The organism is Paenibacillus sp. NPDC057934 (genome assembly GCF_042887565.1).
Classification (GTDB): domain Bacteria; phylum Bacillota; class Bacilli; order Paenibacillales; family Paenibacillaceae; genus Paenibacillus_AQ.
Window position 1 is genome coordinate 496,915 of the sequence record NZ_JBHVPB010000005.1, and the last position, 20,364, is coordinate 517,278.

Annotated in this window: 18 protein-coding genes, 1 pseudogene and 1 riboswitch; of the genes and pseudogenes, 15 read left to right on the forward strand and 4 right to left on the reverse strand. The window is 50.2% G+C overall.

The window, feature by feature from the left end; all coding sequences use genetic code 11:
* Positions 1-20 precede the first annotated feature (20 nt).
* From ACFVRY_RS14785 to ACFVRY_RS14795, 3 genes are read left to right on the forward strand one after another with little or no spacing between them, the layout of a single operon-like run.
* Positions 21-1,499, forward strand: coding sequence for a carboxylesterase/lipase family protein (locus ACFVRY_RS14785; RefSeq protein WP_387500941.1), 1,479 nt, complete (start codon positions 21-23; stop codon positions 1,497-1,499).
* Positions 1,499-1,984 (forward strand): DinB family protein, encoded by a 486-nt coding sequence (locus ACFVRY_RS14790; RefSeq protein ID WP_387500942.1) that lies wholly within the window; start codon positions 1,499-1,501, stop codon positions 1,982-1,984. The genes ACFVRY_RS14785 and ACFVRY_RS14790 overlap by 1 nt, the downstream gene beginning before the upstream one ends.
* Positions 1,981-2,385, forward strand: coding sequence for a VOC family protein (locus tag ACFVRY_RS14795; protein ID WP_387500943.1), 405 nt, complete (start codon positions 1,981-1,983; stop codon positions 2,383-2,385). The genes ACFVRY_RS14790 and ACFVRY_RS14795 overlap by 4 nt, the downstream gene beginning before the upstream one ends.
* Before the next feature lie 178 nt (positions 2,386-2,563).
* Here ACFVRY_RS14795 and ACFVRY_RS14800 read toward each other — a convergent pair whose 3' ends face one another.
* A complete protein-coding gene (locus ACFVRY_RS14800; RefSeq protein WP_387500945.1) occupies positions 2,564-3,004 on the reverse strand; it encodes a hypothetical protein in 441 nt (146 codons plus the stop codon).
* A gap of 301 nt (positions 3,005-3,305) precedes the next feature.
* Here ACFVRY_RS14800 and ACFVRY_RS14805 point away from each other — a divergent pair, with 301 nt between their 5' ends.
* Both ACFVRY_RS14805 and ACFVRY_RS14810 read left to right on the forward strand, forming a co-directional pair.
* A complete protein-coding gene (locus tag ACFVRY_RS14805; protein ID WP_387500946.1) occupies positions 3,306-4,364 on the forward strand; it encodes an alkene reductase in 1,059 nt (352 codons plus the stop codon).
* Positions 4,365-4,520: 156 nt separating this feature from the next.
* Positions 4,521-5,015, forward strand: coding sequence for a MarR family winged helix-turn-helix transcriptional regulator (locus ACFVRY_RS14810; RefSeq protein ID WP_387500947.1), 495 nt, complete (start codon positions 4,521-4,523; stop codon positions 5,013-5,015).
* A 154-nt stretch (positions 5,016-5,169) separates the two neighbouring features.
* Here the strand turns inward: ACFVRY_RS14810 and ACFVRY_RS14815 are convergent, their stop codons facing one another.
* Positions 5,170-6,714 (reverse strand): N-acetylmuramoyl-L-alanine amidase family protein, encoded by a 1,545-nt coding sequence (locus ACFVRY_RS14815; RefSeq protein WP_387500948.1) that lies wholly within the window; start codon positions 6,712-6,714, stop codon positions 5,170-5,172.
* Between the two features lie 490 nt (positions 6,715-7,204).
* Between ACFVRY_RS14815 and ACFVRY_RS14820 the strand changes: the two genes are divergently transcribed.
* Genes ACFVRY_RS14820 through ACFVRY_RS14835 form a run of 4 tightly spaced genes read left to right on the forward strand, consistent with a single transcriptional unit; the run spans position 7,205 to position 10,701 of the window.
* Entirely contained in the window at positions 7,205-8,167 is a 963-nt protein-coding gene (locus ACFVRY_RS14820) for a metal ABC transporter solute-binding protein, Zn/Mn family (RefSeq protein ID WP_387500949.1), read from the forward strand.
* Between the two features lies 1 nt (position 8,168).
* Complete coding sequence (locus tag ACFVRY_RS14825; protein ID WP_387500950.1) at positions 8,169-8,903, forward strand: metal ABC transporter ATP-binding protein; 735 nt, start codon at positions 8,169-8,171, stop codon at positions 8,901-8,903.
* On the forward strand, positions 8,900-9,826 hold the full coding sequence (locus ACFVRY_RS14830) for a metal ABC transporter permease (protein ID WP_387500951.1): 927 nt from the start codon (positions 8,900-8,902) through the stop codon (positions 9,824-9,826). Before ACFVRY_RS14825 ends, ACFVRY_RS14830 begins: the two co-directional genes overlap by 4 nt.
* Entirely contained in the window at positions 9,826-10,701 is an 876-nt protein-coding gene (locus ACFVRY_RS14835; RefSeq protein WP_066363472.1) for a metal ABC transporter permease, read from the forward strand. Before ACFVRY_RS14830 ends, ACFVRY_RS14835 begins: the two co-directional genes overlap by 1 nt.
* A 41-nt stretch (positions 10,702-10,742) precedes the next feature.
* Here ACFVRY_RS14835 and ACFVRY_RS14840 read toward each other — a convergent pair whose 3' ends face one another.
* A complete protein-coding gene (locus ACFVRY_RS14840) occupies positions 10,743-11,771 on the reverse strand; it encodes a PstS family phosphate ABC transporter substrate-binding protein (protein ID WP_387500952.1) in 1,029 nt (342 codons plus the stop codon).
* 201 nt (positions 11,772-11,972) lie between these two features.
* Positions 11,973-12,122: riboswitch (FMN riboswitch) on the forward strand.
* Between the two features lie 129 nt (positions 12,123-12,251).
* On the opposite strand from ACFVRY_RS14840, the gene ACFVRY_RS14845 reads away from it, so the two are divergent.
* On the forward strand, positions 12,252-13,205 hold the full coding sequence (locus ACFVRY_RS14845; protein ID WP_387500953.1) for a DMT family transporter: 954 nt from the start codon (positions 12,252-12,254) through the stop codon (positions 13,203-13,205).
* On the opposite strand, the gene ACFVRY_RS14850 is transcribed toward ACFVRY_RS14845, so the two are convergent.
* Positions 13,165-13,416 carry a hypothetical protein gene (locus tag ACFVRY_RS14850; protein ID WP_387500954.1) on the reverse strand — a complete coding sequence of 84 codons (252 nt, stop codon included), beginning with the start codon at positions 13,414-13,416 and terminating at the stop codon, positions 13,165-13,167. The genes ACFVRY_RS14845 and ACFVRY_RS14850 overlap by 41 nt on opposite strands.
* A gap of 58 nt (positions 13,417-13,474) precedes the next feature.
* Between ACFVRY_RS14850 and ACFVRY_RS14855 the strand changes: the two genes are divergently transcribed.
* From ACFVRY_RS14855 to ACFVRY_RS14875, 5 genes and pseudogenes are all read left to right on the forward strand, one after another.
* Entirely contained in the window at positions 13,475-14,140 is a 666-nt protein-coding gene (locus tag ACFVRY_RS14855) for a stage V sporulation protein AA (protein WP_387500955.1), read from the forward strand.
* The gene (locus ACFVRY_RS14860; RefSeq protein WP_387500956.1) at positions 14,137-14,562 is read left to right on the forward strand and encodes a stage V sporulation protein AB; all 426 of its coding nucleotides are present in this window, start codon (positions 14,137-14,139) and stop codon (positions 14,560-14,562) included. The genes ACFVRY_RS14855 and ACFVRY_RS14860 overlap by 4 nt, the downstream gene beginning before the upstream one ends.
* Before the next feature lie 1,486 nt (positions 14,563-16,048).
* Positions 16,049-17,686, forward strand: a pseudogene (locus tag ACFVRY_RS14865) (spore germination protein); the annotation flags it as partial.
* A 187-nt stretch (positions 17,687-17,873) separates the two neighbouring features.
* A complete protein-coding gene (lysA, locus tag ACFVRY_RS14870; protein ID WP_387500957.1) occupies positions 17,874-19,205 on the forward strand; it encodes a diaminopimelate decarboxylase in 1,332 nt (443 codons plus the stop codon).
* Between the two features lie 141 nt (positions 19,206-19,346).
* Complete coding sequence (locus ACFVRY_RS14875; RefSeq protein WP_066363457.1) at positions 19,347-19,778, forward strand: peptidylprolyl isomerase; 432 nt, start codon at positions 19,347-19,349, stop codon at positions 19,776-19,778.
* Positions 19,779-20,364: the final 586 nt, after the last annotated feature.

Consider the following 20,364-nt stretch of genomic DNA (forward strand, 5'->3'; position numbering starts at 1 on the left):
ACGAAAGAGGGATGAATGCAATGGAGGGGCCAGTAGCAGTAACCAACTATGGCAGAATAGGGGGACAGCAGACCGGTGATGTGAATGTCTGGCGGGGAGTTCCATATGGTGCTCCTCCCGTTGGCAAGCTTAGGTTCCGGGCACCGGAGCCGCCGGAATCCTGGACTGGCATCCGGGAAGGGGCGGGCTTCGGTCCGGTCAGCCATCAGCCGCCGGATACGCGGGGTACCCGATTTGGAGGAGAGAATCCGCTGCATTCAGAGGATTGTTTATACTTGAATATTTGGTCACCCGCTGCCGGTGGAGAAGGTCTGCCGGTGATGTTTTGGATTCACGGCGGAACCTTTATTACAGGGGCGGGTAGCCAGCCGCTGTTCGACGGCAGCAGTCTGGCTGCTCGGGGTGGGGTTGTTGTCGTGACGATTAACTACCGGCTCGGGCCCTTCGGCTTCTTGCATTTGTCGCCGCTTGGCGATGGGCTGGCCTCCAACCAGGGCCTGCTCGACCAGATCGCCGCGCTGGAATGGGTGCGCGGCAACATCGCCGCCTTCGGCGGCGACCCGAACCGGGTGACCGTGTTCGGGGAATCGGCGGGCAGCATGAGCATTGCTGCCCTGCTGGCCATGCCTGCCGCGAAGGGACTCTTCGCGGGGGCGATCATGCAGAGCGGGGCGGCGCAGACTTTGCCGCCCGCGCTAGGCAGCGAGATTGCAGCAGCCCTGCTCGCCGAACTTGGGATCGCGCCCGGCGGCGATCACGGCGCGCTGCAATCCATCCCGGCGGAGGAAATTATGGCCGCCGCCGGGCGAATGAGCTTGAAGCTTGCCGGTGGCTCGCTGAGTATGCCCTTCCAGCCGGTCATTGACGGAGCAACATTGCCAGAGGACCCGGTAGTTGCGATCACAAAGGGAGCGGCGGCAGGGGTTCCGCTGCTGATCGGAACCAATCTGGATGAAGGAAATCTGTTCTTCCGTGAGAACATGCCGGTGCCAGCCTTCGCCGATTCGTTAAAGGCACTGGAATTGCTGATGGGTGTCAGCGGCCTGGGAGAGCATGTCGGCAATTATAGTCCCTCCTGGGAGGGGCAGGCAGAAATATTAACCGATTTCTACTTCTGGAGCAGTTCCATTTCTTTCGCGGAACACCAAGAGGTTCATGCCCCAGTCTGGATGTACCGGTTCGACCTGAAGGTTCCCGGCCACCCGCTATTTGGCAAAGCCGTACACGGCGCAGAGATTCCGTATGTGTTCCACAATTTGAATCATTTGCAGCGGCTGGGAGCGGAGGTTAGCCCAGACATGACTGCTCTGGCGGATGCCATGCAGGAAGCCTGGCTGGCTTTTGCTCATCGGGGAGACCCCAGCACACCTCAGTTACCATGGCCAGGATATCATCCGGATGACCGTGCTACGCTTCTTTTTGCTGAGGCTCCGCAGGTGATGCTAGATCCCGAGTCACTCAAGCGTCAACAACTGGCGGCTGCAAGGGGGGAACATTGATGACCTTGCAACCGCAAGGCAGACGAGATGATCTGCTGCGTCTATTCAGTCATGCCCATTGGGCGAATGAAGAGATATTCAAGGCGCTGCAAGGTTCTGAGGTCGTATCCGAGAAGTTCATGGCATTGTTCAGTCATCTGCTGACGGCAGAGAAAGTGTGGCTGGAACGGCTGAACAAGCGAGAAAGTACAGTTCTGAGCATATGGCCTATGTACCCGCTGGAGGACTGCGGGTTGCTTCTACAAGAGAATGCCACAGGGTATCGGCTATTCATCACAGAACTCAAGGACGGAGATCTGGATAGCCTACTGACTTATCGGAGCAGTAAGGGAATTGTGTTTACTAGTGCCGTGTCGGACATTTTACATCATGTGTCCTTGCACGGGAGCTATCATCGGGGTCAAATCTCAACCTATTTGCAGCTGGATGGGCTTGAACCGGTGAATACGGACTTTATCATGTTCGCTAGGTTGGATGCGGAATGAAGGTCACAGGCTTTAATCATCTCACGCTAAAGGTGAAGGATTTGACGGACTCTTTAAACTTTTATACATCCATTCTGGGTTTGGCACTGATTCATCGAGGTAAGAGTGATGCTTACCTGGAATGGGGCAGTGCCTGGATCTGCCTGATAGAGGTGCGTGATGCCGAGACGAAATATTCAAATATTGTCCGGGAAATAAATGGTGTAGATCATATTGCTTTTTCAATTGCAGAGGAAGACTTTGCTGGAGCGGTACAGATACTAAAGAGTCATAAGGTGCCTATTGTCCGAGGCCCTGTCCAGCGCGGCAAGGGCTGGTCGGTGAACTTTTTCGATCCGGATGGGATTCAACTTGAGTTACATACTTCCAATTTACAGGAGCGCATGACTATCTGGAAGTAGCACCCAGTTAGGATGTCACGCCGCAACGTAATAGTCAGTGCATGCCAAGACAATCCGGCTATAAGGATTTGCCCAGATAATCTGCTCATAAGATTTCTGAAGTCCTTTATTTTTCGGGTTATGTTTAGTTTCAATGTTGATGTAACTGGAGTAAGAAACCGCCTTTGAGGCGGTTTTTTTACTGTAATCGACGTTTTCGTACCCATAGCCAAACGGCACAACCTACGATAATAAAGCCAATGAGGAATAGCATGATCGGCTTGGTATAGTTTGTTTTACCGTTATATTTGCCGTGATAAAGCAAGGTTGCGTACCGACCATCGCTTTCTTGTACCGCGATGACTGCGGAATCACTGACATCGAGGATACGGTAGTAGGGCGTCCCTTTCGGATAGGTATTCGAGTAATTACCGGAATACGTCCCTTCACGATCGGAATAGAACGTTACTTCGCCGATTTTCTTTCCTATTTTCTCAACCGGTGTATATGTACCTTGATGGACATATACAGTCCCGTTATACACAACGAACTGGAATGCCCAATCGGCAGATACCGTTGTGCTGGATATAACGTACGATAAGATTAAGAGCATGGATCGTGCAACTCTGCGAAGATTCAATAAATCCCCTCCAATCTAGTTACGATCCTTTCTTTCCTTTTCCAGACTTGAAATAGCGGATATTTGTTTCTATTCCCCCACTACCTTGCATTACCCATTCCTAAAATATGACAAACTAAACATTGAGTTTAGGTTCAGGCATATGATGCAATTTGCTGTCAAAGTGGTACTTTCAAGGTCTTCTTATGCAAAAGTTTATTAAAATATGTTGCCGGAAACATAAATATGTTGACATTCGAATGTCCTCCTGTTAAATTTATGTTGCCGGCAACATTTATTTAAATTGAGAGGAGTTTTTTTAATGAGTACAATTTGGAAGCCAGTAGTAGTTGGGGATATAAATTTACAGCATCGTTTGGCACTTGCGCCAATGACAAGATCGCGCGCTCAATTTGACGGAACTCCAGGAACACATAGTGCGGAGTATTATGCACAACGAGCATCAATGGGCCTTCTAATCAGTGAAGGAGCGCAGCCTTCGGAGGATGGACAAGGTTATTTATTTTCACCAGGAATTTATACAGAAGAGCATATTGCAGGCTGGAAACAGGTAGCTGATCGCGTTCACGAAGCTGGTGGACACTTGTTCATTCAGCTTATGCATGCAGGGCGCATGTCACATCCAGACAATACACCTCATCACCGTCAGCCAGTGGCACCGTCAGCAATTGCTCCTAAGACACAAATGTACACAGCAACAGGCTTGCAAGATGTTCCTGTTCCGCGTGAGTTAAGTTTGGAAGAAATCCAAGAAACGATTAGTGATTTCCGCAGAGCAGCCGCAGCGGCCATACAAGCAGGCGCTGATGGGGTGGAAATCCATGGGGCAAACGGTTATCTGGTACATCAATTTATTTCCGAGAATGCAAATGTACGCACAGATTCGTACGGAGGTTCGATTGAAAATCGCGCTAGATTTGCTCTCGAAGTGGCGACTGCAGTAGCTGAGGAAATTGGAGCTAGTCGTACAGGAATCAGACTTTCCCCTGGGGTTCCTATTGGAGATCTTATTGAAGGCACAGACGGTCCTAAAGTATATGAATACTTGGTATCTAAACTGGCAGAACTTAACTTAGCCTATCTTCACATTCTACATGGTGGCGATGAAGAACGGCTTAAGGAAATACGTTCGGCTTGGCCAACGGTGCTGATCGTTAATCGTCCTGGACGTCCTTTGGAAGAACTGGACAGAGACTTGAAAGATAATTTAGCTGATATTGTCTCGGTAGGAACCTGGGCGCTAGCCAATCCTGATTTAGTAGATCGTTTGAAATCAGGAGCTCCATTAAATGCAGCCGATCCTACAACCTTTTATGGCGGTGACAGCCACGGCTATACCGATTACCCGACTTTGAAATAAGTTTTGATCTATAATTTTCATTTGTGCGGCGCCATAATACAGCAGAATTGAAGCTGTGTTATGGCGCGATTTTTTATGTATATATCCGCTTCTTTACAAGTGTAGAATAATTCTCTACGCTTAATATTAAGTAAAAGCGGAAAGGTGATAAGAAAGATGAATAATTTCGAAGAGACTGAGCAGAGCGCCTGTTCACCTAAGGATGAGCAGGATACGCATGTTATCCAGCGATTTCCCATTAATTTCGCCGTTTTTTCTATGGCTAGATCGCACCGTGGTTTGGCAGCCAATTTGTTGCGTGAGGCTGGTTTATTCGCAGGTCAAGAGATTATGCTGATGCAGTTAGGAGAGCAAGACGGACAATCACAGCAATGTCTCGGACGTACTATGCGACTTGATCATTCTACTGTTGCCAAGTCAGTTCGACGATTGGAGGAAGCAGGGCTAGTCACTCGCTCCCGCTCACCCAAGGATGGACGTGTCACACTTGTTAAATTAACGGAGGTTGGTCGGGAACTCGTGGATAAGGCTACTGCCGTTTGGACGGAAATGGAGAAAGCGGCTTCCCAAGATCTTTCAGAAGAAGAGCGGAAGCTATTAATATCGTTATCTCAAAAAATTTCCGCTAATCTGGACGGCTTCATGGTATAAAGATAATTTATCATGATTCCAAATCCCCCAATTACTTATTTTGGACAATCGACAGGCCTAATAGAATATAAATAAAAAATCCAGCCCGTTGCAGGGACTGGATTTTTTGGCTTTAAGCAGTTGGTTAGTTTCACATCGGAACCTCTCCACCTGACTAAATGTTCAAATATTCCTTGATGCCGGCGACAACCGCCTCGGCAACCTTTTGCTGGAAATCATCGGAGTACATCAAAGCCTCATCCTTCGCGTTGGTGAGGAACCCAACTTCCAGCAGAATGGCTGGCATTTTGGTTTCCCTCGTCACGTGCAGGCTGGTCTGTTTAATTCCACGGTCTGGCAGGCCGGTGGCCTGAATCAGATATTTGTGGACGATCTGAGCAAATTGAAGGCTTTCTTTACGAGAATAATGGGTCTCCGTTCCACTTGGGCTGGTTTTGGTCCCCACTGGAGGACTGTTGCCATGTACGGAAACAAACAACGAAGCATTAAGATTATTAGCTAGCTTGGCTCTATCTTGCAGCGTTGGATATGTATCTCCACTGCGGGTAAGCACGACTTGGATATTTGGTTCGTTCTTCAGTAGGGCCTCGATTTTGAGGACAACTGCGAGTGTGAAGTCCTTCTCTTTGAAATTGTTCAGGCTGCCGGCTCCGGGATCGCTTCCGCCGTGTCCGGCATCTATTACGATCACCTTCTTGCCAGAGTCGCCAGGCAGTGGCGTCACGGATGTATCCGGCGTTGGTGTCGGGATCGGAGTAGCACTCGGGGCAGGGATATAGCCGCCGGTCCCGTTCAAATCAATAATCAGCAGACCATCATTAGCATTGGTCACACCGTACGTTTTAGCACTATTCAAGTCCAGAACAATACGTATCGTTGACGGTGTGCTGCTGAACAGGGAATATCGGACTCCGGTGACATCAGGATAACCTGTTATTGGCACTTGTCCACTTTGTCCAGCAGTCAGCGGCAGTCGCTGGCTGAAGGCTTGTCCAAAGTTGGTATTTGGCAGGTCGATAACGATCCGGTCAGTACCGGTCATCGTAAAGATGCTCGGATTCACACTTCCGTTCAAAGAGAGGATCAACTTGTTGTCATTAAAGTTCATATCTGTCAAGGATGCCGATGTTGTACTTGCCGGAGGAGTAGGGATACCTCCCGGCGGGGTGACTTCGCTTCCATTATTGGGTGCCTGGGAGGGTATACCTCCAGGTGCAGGCGTAGGAGAAGGCGATCCTCCGTTACCGACGCCAATCTCCTGTGCCGGTGAGGTTAAGTATACGGTCTTGGTAATATTGTCCCAACCGACGGTGGCACCTGTCTGCTCTCCGATAAATCTTAACGGAACAAACGTGATGCCTTTGCTTAGGAAGGGCGGATTATCGAGGTTGATTTTCACACCGTCTGCGTCCGCTTCTTTCTGGTTCACGACCAGTTGCAGCATACGTCCAGCCTGCTCAATCGTCGCTGTCTTCGAGATATTATCCCATTTGACGCCATACCCTAGCTGCTCCGTGACGAGACGAAGTGGCACCATGACACTTCCGTTCACAATCTGGACCTGAACATCCCCTGGCATCACCAGATCGTTACCATCCAGATTAATGTGTGTGCTGGGTGTGGCGGCATGTCCCGTAACGGGAAATACCAGTACGAGCGCAAGAATCAGCAGCACTGCCCACAAACCGTACTTCTTCATTTCACCATCTCACCATCCTTGTGTATTGATCCTATGTATGAACACAGTCTATTTATCTGCGATGCCTATGACGGCATATATATAGGTTAGACGACAAAACTTTCCAAAAGTTGCAGTGGTTTAAGTATAAAACATTTCATTTTAGACTGACAAGCAGAAGTGTTTTTTCATTGATAGAAAGATAGCGACTACAATGAAGTGAAAAGTGTTTCATTCATTAAATTTTTTTAGTATATGTAAAGTTCATGTGGAAATGGAGCCTGTAATCCCTGTTAAATCAACGTTATGGGTAAACATACTGATATTTATATCGGAAAATAAATTGAAGAAGTGTACAGATTGTATGATTAATTTCTTGACAAATCAGCGATAAGGAATTAATTTTGGTTATAGAAACAATTGTTTCCCTAGGGAAAAATATTTTCGTGAGGTCATTTATTTATTTTCTGAAAATTACCTGATCATCAGGTTGTCAAGAGGAGGAAACAAAATGAGAGAGAGACTGAAGGGTAGGAAGGCAAGGAGTGGCATCGCGCTGTCCTTGGTGTTGTCATTGGTATTATCGGCATGTTCAGCGGAAGGTCAGGAAGGTAAGGGAGCAGAATCGGACGGGAAAATCGCTATTGTCACCACCATCGCGCAGATTGCGGAGCCGCTCTCCATTATTGGTGGGGATAAGGTCAGCGTCAGCAGTTTGATGGGGCCTGGCGTGGACCCTCACTTGTATAACGCGACGCAGGGGGATATTAAGAAGATGGCTTCGGCGGACATTGTGTTCTACAGCGGACCTCATTTGGAGGGCAATATGACGGAGGTCTTTGAGCAGATAGGCAAAACCAAGCCCGTAAAGGCGATTGCTGAAGCCATCCCCGAGGATTTACGACTGAAGGATGAGAAGGGGGATACCGATCCCCATGTTTGGTTTGATATTGATCTTTGGGGAACGGCGCTTGGCTCCGCTACAGACGGGCTGAAGGAGCATTTCCCGGAACATGCCGAGCTGTTCGAAGCGAACAAGAATGACTATCTTAAAAAGTTGGATGAATTGAAGACAGAGTCAGCACACATGATGAGCACCATTCCTGAAACGCAGAGAGTATTGGTAACCGCCCATGATGCTTTTGGCTATTTTGGACGGATGCATGATCTGAAGGTGGTCGGTCTGCAAGGCCTCAGTACTGAAGATGAGATTGGTATTACGGATGTGGATGATACTATAGGGCTGCTCCTGGAGTATAAGGTTCCTGCTGTGTTTGTAGAGAGTAGCGTCAACCAGAATTCGATCAATGCGGTGATCCAGGGCGCAGGCAGCAGAGGGCTTAAGGTGAAGCTCGGCGGCGAGTTGTTCTCGGATGCGATGGGAGACGGCGGGACCCCGGAAGGAACCTATATCGGGATGTATCGACATAATGTTAAGACCATTGCTACGGCGCTTGGCGGGGGAGGTAACTAATATGCAGGGACTAAGTGTCACAGGTTTGTCGGCCGCTTATCGGAAAAGTAAAGTCCTGGACGAAGTCAATTTCGAGCTGCCTAAGAAATCGCTAACGGGAATTGTCGGCCCCAACGGCGCGGGTAAGTCGACCCTGCTGAAGGTGATGCTGGAGCTGCATCCAAAGCTGGGGGGAACGGTTCAATTTGCTGGAGAGCCGCTGAAGACGATGCGCAAAAAAATCGGCTATGTCCCGCAGCGTGGCTCCGTGGACTGGGATTTCCCCACAGATGCGCTGGATGTCGTAATGATGGGGCTGTATGGAAATGTGGGGTGGCTGAAGTCGCCCAAAGCACGGCACCGCGACCAGGCGATGACGGCACTGGAGCAGATGGGCATGGCAGATTATGCCCGCCGCCAGATCAGCCAGCTGTCTGGTGGACAGCAGCAGCGGGTCTTTCTAGCCCGTGCACTGGTCCAGGATGCCGAGCTGTATTTCATGGATGAACCGCTCGCAGGTGTGGATGCGGCCACGGAGCAGGCAATTATGACCACGTTGAGAGAACTGAAGGGGCGCAGTAAGACAGTTATGGTCGTGCATCATGATCTCCAGACCGTGGAGGATTACTTTGATCATGTGCTGCTACTTAACCGCACGGTGATGAATTATGGGGAGACGGCGGATGTGTTCACGAAAGACAATGTGTACCGGACCTACGGGGCAGGCCTGCGCTGGAGACAAGAGGTGCCGTCATGACGCTCTTACTGTCACCCAATGCTTGGTGGGTATTGCTTAGCATGCTCGTGCTTGGTGTCGCCTCAGGAATGATTGGTTGTCTCGCTTATTGGAAGCGGCAAAGTCTGATGAGTGACGCGCTGTCCCATGCGGCACTGCCGGGCGTAGTTATTGCTTTTGCCATCACCGGTGTGAAGATGCTACCTGTTCTGATCTTGGGTGCGGCCATCAGCGCACTGATCGGTGCTTTCCTGGTGCAATGGGTAGTTTCCTCCAGCCGAATCAAGGAAGATACAGCGATGGGGATCGTGTTATCCGTATTTTTCGGACTTGGGATTATGCTGCTCACGATCGTGAACCGGACCGGGGGCGGCAATGTTAGCGGTCTCGACGGATTCATTTTCGGGCAGGCAGCTTCTATGGTTCGCACTGATGTCTACACTATGAGTGCGCTGGGCCTGGTGGTCATCTCCATCGTCTGGCTGGGGTTCAAGGAATGGAAGCTGTTTCTGTTCGACCCTGCTTTTGCCAAAGGTCTTGGTTTGTCAGTCCGGTTGATGAACAGTCTCTATTCAGGTGTGCTGGTACTGGTAATAGTCATCGGGATTCAAGCTGTCGGGGTTATCCTCATGTCAGCCTTATTAATTATTCCAGCGGTGAGCGCACGGTACTGGACGCATTCCTTTAAATGGATGCTGATCGGTGCAGCCCTTATCGGGGGAGGATCAGGTGTCATTGGAACGGTGATAAGTACGATGGGTAAAGGATGGCCTACGGGTCCGTTCATCGTTGTTTCATCTGCGGCCTTCTTCGTAATTTCTTTGCTGTTCGGTGCCCAGAAAGGTCTAGTGATTGTCCGCCTGCAGCAGCGAAGCAGAATAAAGAGTGAATTGTCGGCTCCGGCCGAGAGAGAGAGAACAGTCGTGAAGGAGGGGGGATACTGATGAGCTATACAGGCTGGATTTTGCTTACCGCATCTCTGGTAGGTCTGTCATGTGGCACAATCGGCGTCCTGTTGATTTTGCGCAGAATGGCGATGATGGCGGATGCCATCAGTCATACCGTGCTCCTGGGTATTGTTGTTGCTTTTTTGGTCACCCGTGAACTTAGCGGGTATCACATGCTGATCGGTGCTGTCGTGGCAGGATTATTGACTTCGATATTAATCCAGTGGCTGCAGTCGCGCGGAGTACAGGGTGAGGCGTCGATTGGGGTGGTGTTCACAACCTTGTTTGCGGTGGGAGTGATCTTGATCGCTACGAAGGTGGGTAATGCGCATTTGGACGTGAAGCATGCTTTGATGGGCGAAATCACTTTTGTACCTTGGACGACGGTGCATTTGCCATGGATCGGCGACATTCCCGAGGCCACATTCATCCTATCCATTGTATTGTTGGTAGTTCTAGCGGCAGTGATTGGATTCTATAAAGAATGGAAAATCACATCCTTTGATCCTGCCTTGGCTGCAAGCATCGGGATTCCGGTTGTCGTTATGCACTACGCATTCATGTCGTTGCTGTCTATTACTACAGTGGCAGCGTTTGATGCGGTAGGGGCGATCATGGTCGTCGCCATGCTGATCACTCCAGCAGCTTCAGCTTATCTTTGGACAGACCGCTTGTCTTTGATGTTTGTGCTCAGTGGGGGCTTTGGTGTCCTGGCTGCAGTGGCAGGATACTATACCGCAGCCTGGCTCGATACGTCGATATCAGGTTCGATGGCTTTCGCTACCGGGGTGCTGTTCATGATCAGTTTCCTGGCTTCCCCGAAGCATGGACTGCTTTCAAAGCTACTGTCACCTACAGTGGCAGCAGAATAAGCCAATGGATGTTCCAAGCGTATGGGAATACCCAACAGATCTCATTTCAAAGAAGTATAACCAGTCTTCTCCACCAGTTCTTGTCCCTGCGGTGAGGTGATCCAGTCGAGAAACGGCTCGATGTTAGGGTTGCTGCTGCCGGCAGTGACGGCATAAAACGCGGTGGCAAAAGGATATTCACCCCTACGGATCGTCGTCCTCTCCGGCCGTACCCCATTGATCTCCAGTAATGCAATTTCTCCGTCATGGTTCAGCTCTGAGGCGTAGAACAGGAAGCTGTAGCCCAGCGCATTCCGGAAATTACGGTAGTTTGCGGTCCAGCTGATGATACCGCTCATGAGGTCGGCAACATCTTTTTTCGGAGGGGTCATAAGCGGTGTGTGCCCCATGACCTTCTGAAGCATGGTCTGGCTGCCGCTGTCTTCAGGGCGCTGGAAGGCCCGAATCCGGTCATTGCTGCCTCCTACCTCTTTCCAGTTAGTGGTTTTTCCCGAGTAGATTTCCTGGATCTGTGTAATGGTAAGCCCCTTGACCGCATTGCGCCGGTTCACGAAGAATACGAAGGCCTCCCGGCCAATCGGCGTCAGCTTAAGCTGCACGCCTTTTCGCTGTGCTTCTTCCTGCTGAGACTGTGATGGGGCCGCGGCAAAGATTATATCGACCTCGCCTTCAAGCAAGTGTTTATAGGCTTCTGGAGTTGTTGAACAGGTGATTACGCTGTCTGCACCATAAGGCTGGTACTCGCCTGAAGGATACACAGCCTGGGCAAAGGATGCAGATGCATATAGCGGATAAAGAGCTGTGGCGCCGTCAAGACGCGGAAGATTTTCACGAATGGTAAAGGTCGTAGGTTCAGTGAGTGCAGCAGCTTTGGTATTGAGGGTACAAGGGGCGTATTCTGCCAGGTTGACCTCTTGCTCATTGATCTCGCCAAAGCTGTTCACATACACTTTACTAAGCTCAAAGCCAGCAGTAGATAGTAGGCAGAGCCCGGTGAATGAGAGCAGTACGATGTGCCTAGTCCGCCGCTTCAATATTTGGAATATCGTGATGACAGAGTAGATGGCCAAGAAGACAGTGACAGTGATCAGAAGCGGCGCATAGAATTTGAGGAATTATAACTTAAATATCCCATATATGTAGTGGGAAATCTCTCGCTCTCAGAGACGAAATTGCTTTTGTTGTATGAAAGAAATATGAATATTTTCATAAAAGGCTGGACGAATGGCGACAGAAGGTTTATTGTTGGTTGTGAAAATAATAACGGAATACAAGATTCTCGGGGTAGGTGAAATTCCTAACCGGCGGTAATGTTCAGAGTGAACAAAGCCCGCGACTCGTTTCCACCTGTTAGCAGGAGAGGCGACTGATCTGGTGCAATTCCAGAGCCGACGGTAAAGTCCGGATGGGAGAGGATCATAAGATAAAGGCGCGGGGCCTGTTTCCTGTACGCTTTTATTGATAATACCCCCGAGTATTGCCTGTTCTAAGGCAAATCGGGGGTTTTTGGTCTCTTAATCGAGGGATTGTATCGACAAGGAGAATGTAAGATGAGTAATGTATCTGCTTCATCATCCGTAGTGCGCCCGGCGCGTCTGCGGAGCGGTTTTTGGCTGGTTGTCATGGGAGCGGCGCTCTGGGGCGTGGACCCGCTGTTTCGCATCATCCTGCTCAAGTCGTTGACCTCTTTGCAAATTGTATTGCTGGAGCATATCGTGCTGTTTGTAGCCGCTTTTCCGGTTCTCTGGCGCCACCGCGCCGAATTGAAAGCTATCCGCTTCCGCCAGGCGGGAGCACTGCTGATCGTCTCCTGGGGTGGTTCAGCAGTTGCTACGATTCTGTTCACCATGGCATTGTCCAGTGGGGATCTCAATGCTGTACTGCTGCTGCAGAAGCTGCAGCCATTGTTCGCTATCGGGCTTGCGGCCCTCCTCCTCAAGGAGAGGTTGCCGAAGCATTTTGCCCCCCTGATGATCGTAGCCTTGGCCGGAACGTATTTGCTTACCTTCGGCTGGAGCATTCCATTCGGTCATGTGAACAATTTTATTAGCATCAGTAGTGTCATGGCGCTGGGAGCAGCTGCGCTGTGGGGAGGGTCCACTGTAATGGGCCGCTATCTACTGGGCTCTATGAAATATGAGACGGTAACGTCGCTGCGTTTCATCTTGGCCCTGCCTTTATTGTTCGTCGTTACGGCGTTTGAACGCGCGCCTTGGCAATTCCAAGGGGGGCTTGGAGCTACCTCTGCTGTGGCTATCAATCTGCTGCTGCAGGCGCTACTGCCGGGACTACTAAGTATGCTATTGTATTACAAGGGACTTAGCACAACCAAGGCTTCTTTTGCGACACTAGCCGAGCTTAGCTTTCCAATGACGGGTGTCGTCATTAACTGGGTGGTATTCAACCAACTGGTCACTCTTCCGCAAATTATCGGGTTTGCACTGATCTGGACCGCGCTGTTCTTCATCTCAAACCAACAGTCCAGGCAGCAAAGCCCCGGATAACATATTTTGTTTCAGTAGCATTGTACGCCTGAGGGGACATACCCCAGGGCTCAGATTCGTTTAAAAGCACCTGTTCCACTGGATGATCCAGGGAAACAGGTGCTTTTTTATATGCCTCAAAGCAGAATGTCGCTACGTGAAAACCTCCAATTCCCATTGCAAGAGTAAAATTCAGCCTTTTCTCCCATACTACCCTTATTCTTTTCTTCAACCCCTATGGAGTCTAGCCCACCTTAGGCAACTCCAGATCCCCTTTAGGAGGAATACGGATGACACACCATTCGGCGGCCACCATCTTCATACAGCTCAAAAACCGGGTGTCAGTTCCCAAAGGTCAGGGGGTGATGCTCCGGGATATTGCCAATCTCATTACGGCCCCGGAGTGGGAGGACGCGCTGTACTCTCTAATGTTGATTCAACCCAAGCAAAGTGATGGCAACTTGATTCTGATTGATCTGCTAATGGTAATTCCGCGAATTCACGAGATTCTGCCAGGCGTAGAAATCCAGCTCATCGGCGAAGGCAGGACGATTGTACAGATTATAGGACCGGTGGAGTCGCGGCCTCCGTCAACGGCGCTGTTCGTGCTTGTGTGGTTGTTGTTGTTCTTCGGTTCAGCACTGACGATTATGAACTTTCATGCGGATGTAAGCATGCAGGAGGTGCAGATCCGCATTGTAGAGATGCTGACCGGGCATAAGGATGAGCATCCTTATCTGTTCCAGATTGCCTATTCCGTGGGCATTGGGCTGGGGATGGTGATCTTCTTCAACCATTTATTCAAGAAAAAATGGAATGAGGAGCCAACCCCGCTGGAAGTCGAGATGTTCCTGTACCAGAAAAATATTGACCAATATGTGGTTAACGAGGAGTACGCAAAAATGAAGCGGCGTGAAGCCGTTATACCCGAGAACACGGAGGGTGGGGGGCAATGACAGCACCGATATCGTTAGGAATTAATCTATTGCTGGGCATTGCGGGAGGGATCGCCGTCGGCGGTGGCGTCATTGCTCTCTTCGTTGTGCTGGACATCATCCCCCGCCTGGCTCAACTGACCTCTTCTTACGATAAAGTGCACTGGTATGAAGGAGCGATGGTCGCAGGGTCGCTGCTGGGTACCGTCAGTGATTTCTGGAACTGGAAAATAACCTCGGGTCCATTGGTAGAAATAGCCGTGGGCTTGTTTGACGGTATCTTCATCGGCATGTTAGCCGCCGCATTAACTGAAGTATTGAATGTGCTCCCCATTCTGGCGAAACGTCTGCAAATGGTTCATCGCCTGTTCGGGCTGTTGATGGCAATGACTGCTGGTAAGGTCATGGGCTCATTGTTTGACTGGTTTGTGTATTTAAAGTAAAGGAGGGTATGGAATGAACAAATATATTCACAGCGGGGATTCTATAGAGAAAAGCGAGCCAGTAAAAAAATCAGAATCCAAAGAAGGAACGAAGATTTCGTCGGGAGATGATGTGAAAAGTAGGAATCAGGAGCTTGAGGCTTCCGGGGAGTTGGGTACCGAGGAGAGGAACTCTGAAGAAACTACAGAGGCAGGAGAAGCAAGCAATGCTACAAGTAGCCTCGCAGGAGAAGGTGCTGCAGGTGACGGATCAATCAGTGACAGCGCTAGGGGAGAAAGTGCAACTGGAGACGAATCAACCAATGGCAGCACCAGAAGCGAAGGAGCTACTGGAGACGGATCAACAAGTGGTAGCACAGGAGGCGTAGGAGCTACTGAGGGCGGATCGGATAGCGGTAGTAGTGCCAGAGACGAAGGTGCTACTAGCGGCGGAACAACAAGCGGTAGTACTAGGGGAGAAAGTGCAACTAGAGACGGATCAACTAGCGGGAGCACCAGGGGGAAGGGCTCAACTAGCGCTGACCCCAGTAGTAATGATTCAGCAGGCGATCATACTAAGCTTAATAGTTCCACGGCTGAGCATCAGACTACGGAAGGTTTTAGTAGTGAGCGTTCCAGTCATGATGACCATGCAGCCGCTGATAATTCTTCTGTAGGGGGTGCTACCTCTGCTACCACTGGTGCTGCCAGTGAAGGGACTGGCTCAAAGTCCAACAAAGAGAGCGGAGAAAGAATGGGGAACAGTCATGCAGAAGTGGAGTTTGCGATGGAATCGGGTTTGGCCTCCAGCAAGACAAGCGCCGAGGCGGAGGCTTCCCGAGTAAACCCGGCATGGGTTAACGGGAACAACGGCGGCGAGGAGCAAGGTCAGAACGAAGGAAGCGATTCTGGCGCCCAAAATTCTTCGGAGGCGAAGCAGCAGACGGGTTCCCAGAAATACGGAAAGGATTCCAAGACGGCAGAGCCTGGGTCCTCCTCTGAACAAGGTGAGGATCAGGAGGTAGATGTTAGTCCAAATAGCAGTGATGACAGTAATGGTACAAATGATAGTAGTGGAAGCAGTAGTACAGGAAGCTCACAGGATGTAGAGGTCTCCGGTGAGCTAGGAGACCAGGAACAGGACCAGGAGAACGGGGGAAAAGGGCTGTTCGCCAGACTTTTCGGATTCTTCGCAGATGATGAAGAGGAATCCGATCAAGACGACCAAGGCGGAGATGGCGGTAGCGGCGGACAGTCGCAAGATCCGCAAGGACAACAACAAGCTGCTCCCAGTGGTCAGGAGCAGCAAGGCCAAAGTAAGCAAAGTAAACCACAGCAAGGCCAACAGGAGCAGGATCAGCAGGAGACAGGTCAACAGGAGAAAGGCCAACAACAGGCAGCTAGCAATCAGCCCCAGGAATCTGCCCAGAACGATCAACAGCAGAAAGTAGATCCGGTTGGAAACGGACAAGGTAGGCAGGCTCCACAGAAATCGGATTCCGTAAAGGATAGGGCTTCTGGCAAGAAAGGGCAGAGTGCGGAGCAATCTCAGGGTAAGAGTCGGGCCAAAGGTCAGGCTCAAGCTAAAGAGCAGGATCCGCTGCAATTAAAACGCCAGAACGAACGGTCGGATTCCCTGGAGGAGTCTGTGGTTTACTGGCAGGGAAATGATGATATCCCTGATAAGCTCGAAAGCATTAAGGATACGCTGACAGAGGTTATAGGACTTGGGTCTTCCTTTGATATTATTTTCAGGGAGATGAAGTTTGGGGGGGCCAATGCTGCTCTGTTCTGTATCAGTGGATTTGCCAAAGATAACATTCTGGATGAAATTCTGAAGCGTTTGACCTACCTCACTCCAGAACATTTGTCAAGTGATGTGCTGGTTAGCTTCATGGACCTCTATATCCCTCATATCCAAGTGGAAAAGGGAGAACTGCTCAGCGAAACTATCAACAAGGTATTGTCAGGCATGAGCGCACTGTTCATCGAGGGAGAGAACCAGGTTATCGTCATGGATACCCGGACTTATCCCGCCCGTAATCCGGAAGAGCCTTCCATTGAGCGGGTGGTGCGTGGTGCCCGAGACGGATTTACGGAGACTCTGCTTAGCAATATTGCACTGGTCAGACGGAGGCTGCGTGATCCCGGTCTGAAATTTGAGATGCATCAGGTTGGCCGCCGGACGCGAACTGATGTCTGTGTGGCTTATATCGACGACATCGTAGACAAGGCGCTAGTGAAGGCAGTTACGGATAAAATCACAAGTGTGAATATTGACGGTATCCCCCTTGCTGATAAGCAGTTGGAAGAGGCAATCGTTGATGGAGGATGGAACCCCTATCCGCTGGTCCGTTATTCGGAGAGACCGGATAATGTGTCCTCCCATTTGCTGGAGGGCCGGGTAGTCATTTTTGTGGATACCTCCCCCAGTGTGATGGTACTCCCAACGACCTTCTTCGATCTCTGCCAACATGCTGAAGAGAACCGTCAAACTCCTTTTATGGGGAGTTACTTGCGGTGGGTCCGGTTCCTCGGGATCTTCGCCTCGATGTTTCTGCTGCCACTGTGGTTGCTGCTGGTCGTCCACCCGGAGCTGAAGCCGCCCATGCTAGATTTTATTGGGCCACAAAAAATGGCTAAGATTCCCTTACTGGCCCAGTTTCTGATTGTGGAGCTTGGGGTGGATTTGCTGAGGATGGCCGCGGTGCACACACCGACACCCTTAGGCTCGGCGATGGGTCTGATCGCTGCCATCCTGGTTGGCGACATCGCCGTGAAGACAGGGCTGTTCGTCAACGAGGTAGTGTTGTATATGGCGGTGGCTTCCATCGGAATGTTCGCTACACCGAGCTATGAGCTTGGACTTGCGAACCGGATTATCAGGCTTGTACTCCTGCTCGCGGTGGCTGCATTTCAGGTGCCGGGCTTCATGATCGGGACTACACTGCTAATTGTGTTGTTGACAATACACCGGTCGTACAACTCCCCGTATTTGTGGCCGTTTATACCTTTTAATGCAAAGGCTATGGGCGAAATTTTGCTCCGTCAACCTGTTCTGAATTCCAAAACACGGCCTTCTTTCAACAAAACCAGGGATAATACAAGAATGCCGCCTGTACAGGACAACGAACAACAAACATAAGGATAATACAAATCAACTGCAAATTAGTCCATTCTATGGAGTTCCTTTTGTCTGTTATACTGAATATACTAACCAGCCCCCACAATGTGGATTATTGTCCGAAGTTTAAGATCAGTGACGTTGCGGGGACCCTGAGCATACAATAGACAGATGGAATGCGTATTCCATAGAAACTGGAGGACTGAGAATGTTTTTACACGGGACGAGCCGGATTAACGATGCGGGTCATTTGGAGATCGGTGGATGTGATGTAACGGATTTGAAAGCGGAGTATGGAACACCGCTATATATAATGGACGAGCAACTGGTCCGTCGTCGCTGCCGCGAATATATGGAGGCTTACAAGGCATCTGGACTTGGTTTTCAGGTAGCTTATGCGAGCAAGGCTTTGTCCATCATGGCTATGGTGCGCTTGGCCGACGAAGAAGGCATGTCTCTTGATGTGGTATCGGATGGTGAGCTTTACACTGCTTTGCAAGCGGGATTCCCGGCAGAGCGTATCCACTTCCATGGCAACAACAAGACGTCTGAAGAGATCGAAATGGCGATTGATGCCAAGATCGGCTGCTTTGTAGCTGACAATTTGGTTGAATTGAGTCTTCTGCAAGCTATTGCAGCACGCAAAGAAGTTACCGTTAATGTTCTGCTGCGCGTGACACCAGGTGTTGAAGCGCATACTCATGAATATACCGCTACTGGTCAGACCGACTCCAAGTTCGGTTTTGACATCGGCAACGGTGCAGCTTATGAAGCTGTTAAAGTTACAAGCGACAAGGCCAACCTGAATCTTCTGGGTGTCCATTCGCATATCGGTTCACAGATTTTCGAGACCGAGGGCTTCCAACTTGCTGTTGAGCGTGTAGCAGATTTTGCCCGCACCGTCAAAGAAGGACTGGATGTCGAATTCAAGGTTGTGAATCTGGGTGGTGGTTTCGGTATTCGCTATGTCGAAGGAGATACACCACTGCAAGTATCCGATTATGTAAAAGCCATCACCGATGCGGTGAAAACTTACTTTACCGGAATTTACAGCTCTCTGCCAGAGATCTGGGCAGAACCAGGCCGCAGCATCGTGGCCGAAGCGGGTACTACTTTGTACACTGTGGGTACGGAAAAGGATATTCCTGGCGTACGTAAATACCTTGCAGTTGACGGTGGTATGACTGATAATCCTCGTCCTGCTTTGTATCAATCCAAGTATGAAGCAATGCTAGCTAACCGTGCCAATGATCCGGCGACAGAGAAGGTCTCCATCGCGGGTAAATGCTGCGAGAGTGGCGATATGCTGATCTGGGACGTTGAACTGCCGAAGGCTGAGAGCGGTGATCTACTGGCTGTAGCATCCACTGGTGCATATAACTATTCCATGGCCAGTAACTACAACCGGATTCGTCGCCCGGCAATGGTCTTCGTGCAAAATGGCCAGAGTGATCTGGTCGTGCGCCGCGAGAGCTACCAGGACATTATCGTTAATGATGTTGTGCCTGAACGTATTGCCAAACAGGCGGTTACGAAGTAACAGAAGAAGTACGGAGCAAGGCGAATAGCATGCAAAGCAGAACAGGCGGGCTAGTCTCCGCTTGTTTTGCTTTGTGCGTGATTTCATAGTAAACTAAGAAAAGTGTTTACCATTTGGAATTTTGAAAGGGGTCATTTACATATGGCAAAGCAAGCGAAAATTACTCTTGAAAACGGCGGTGTAGTCCTGATCGATCTGTTCGATCAAGACGCTCCTAATACTGTGGCTAACTTTGAAAAGCTGGCAAACGACGGTTTCTACAACGGTTTGGTATTCCACCGTGTTATCCCTGGATTCGTAGCACAAGGCGGCTGTCCTAACGGAACAGGCGCTGGTGGCCCAGGCTACACCATCAACTGTGAGATCAACCCTAACAAGCATGAGCGCGGTACACTTGCTATGGCACACGCTGGCAAGAACACCGGCGGTAGCCAGTTCTACATCTGCTACGCTCCACAACCACACCTGGACGGCGTACACACCGTATTTGGTAAAGTTGTAGAAGGTATGGATCTTGTAGATACTTTCAAAGGCCGCGACAAAATGACTTCCGTGGAAATCATCGAAGCGTAATCTATTGGTGAATTTAGGTCTGCGTTCAGCAGCCGCCTGAAGCGTTAAAAGCCTGATCCATTATGGATCAGGCTTTTTTTGTGGTACGCCCAGCATGGGCGTCATCTCTAGGGTGAAAGTCCCGAGCGGGGGCTGGCAAGCGCCTACCGTTAGCCAAGGGCAAGGGTGTCCACCGTGAGGTGGAATCTGAAGGAAGCCGGAGGCAAAAGCACGGCCTGAGGTACACGAACCCAATTAGAGGCGGCTGCAGCCGGATGAGTCACCCACACATGACAAAATCCAAAGCTGCCAAGGGCTGCAGCCGTAGACTTGGGCAGGCGTGGGCGGAAAGATGGCGTTCTTATCTGGGGAGGCCTGTCGGATAAGCAAGAAAAAAAACTTGTAACCGTAACCGAGAGGCTACGCTGAACCGGCAGGAGTCAGCAGAGGCCATAGTACGTAACTTGTTGCAACACGTTACGGAAGAGCCGAACCGAAAGGAGAGAGGAAACCGATGCGTTCGCACGAAGAGCAACGACAGCAGAATATCTCGCAAGAGAGCTTGCGGCAAAGAGAAGCGGTGAAGCCGCCAGGGTATGTCGGAGCG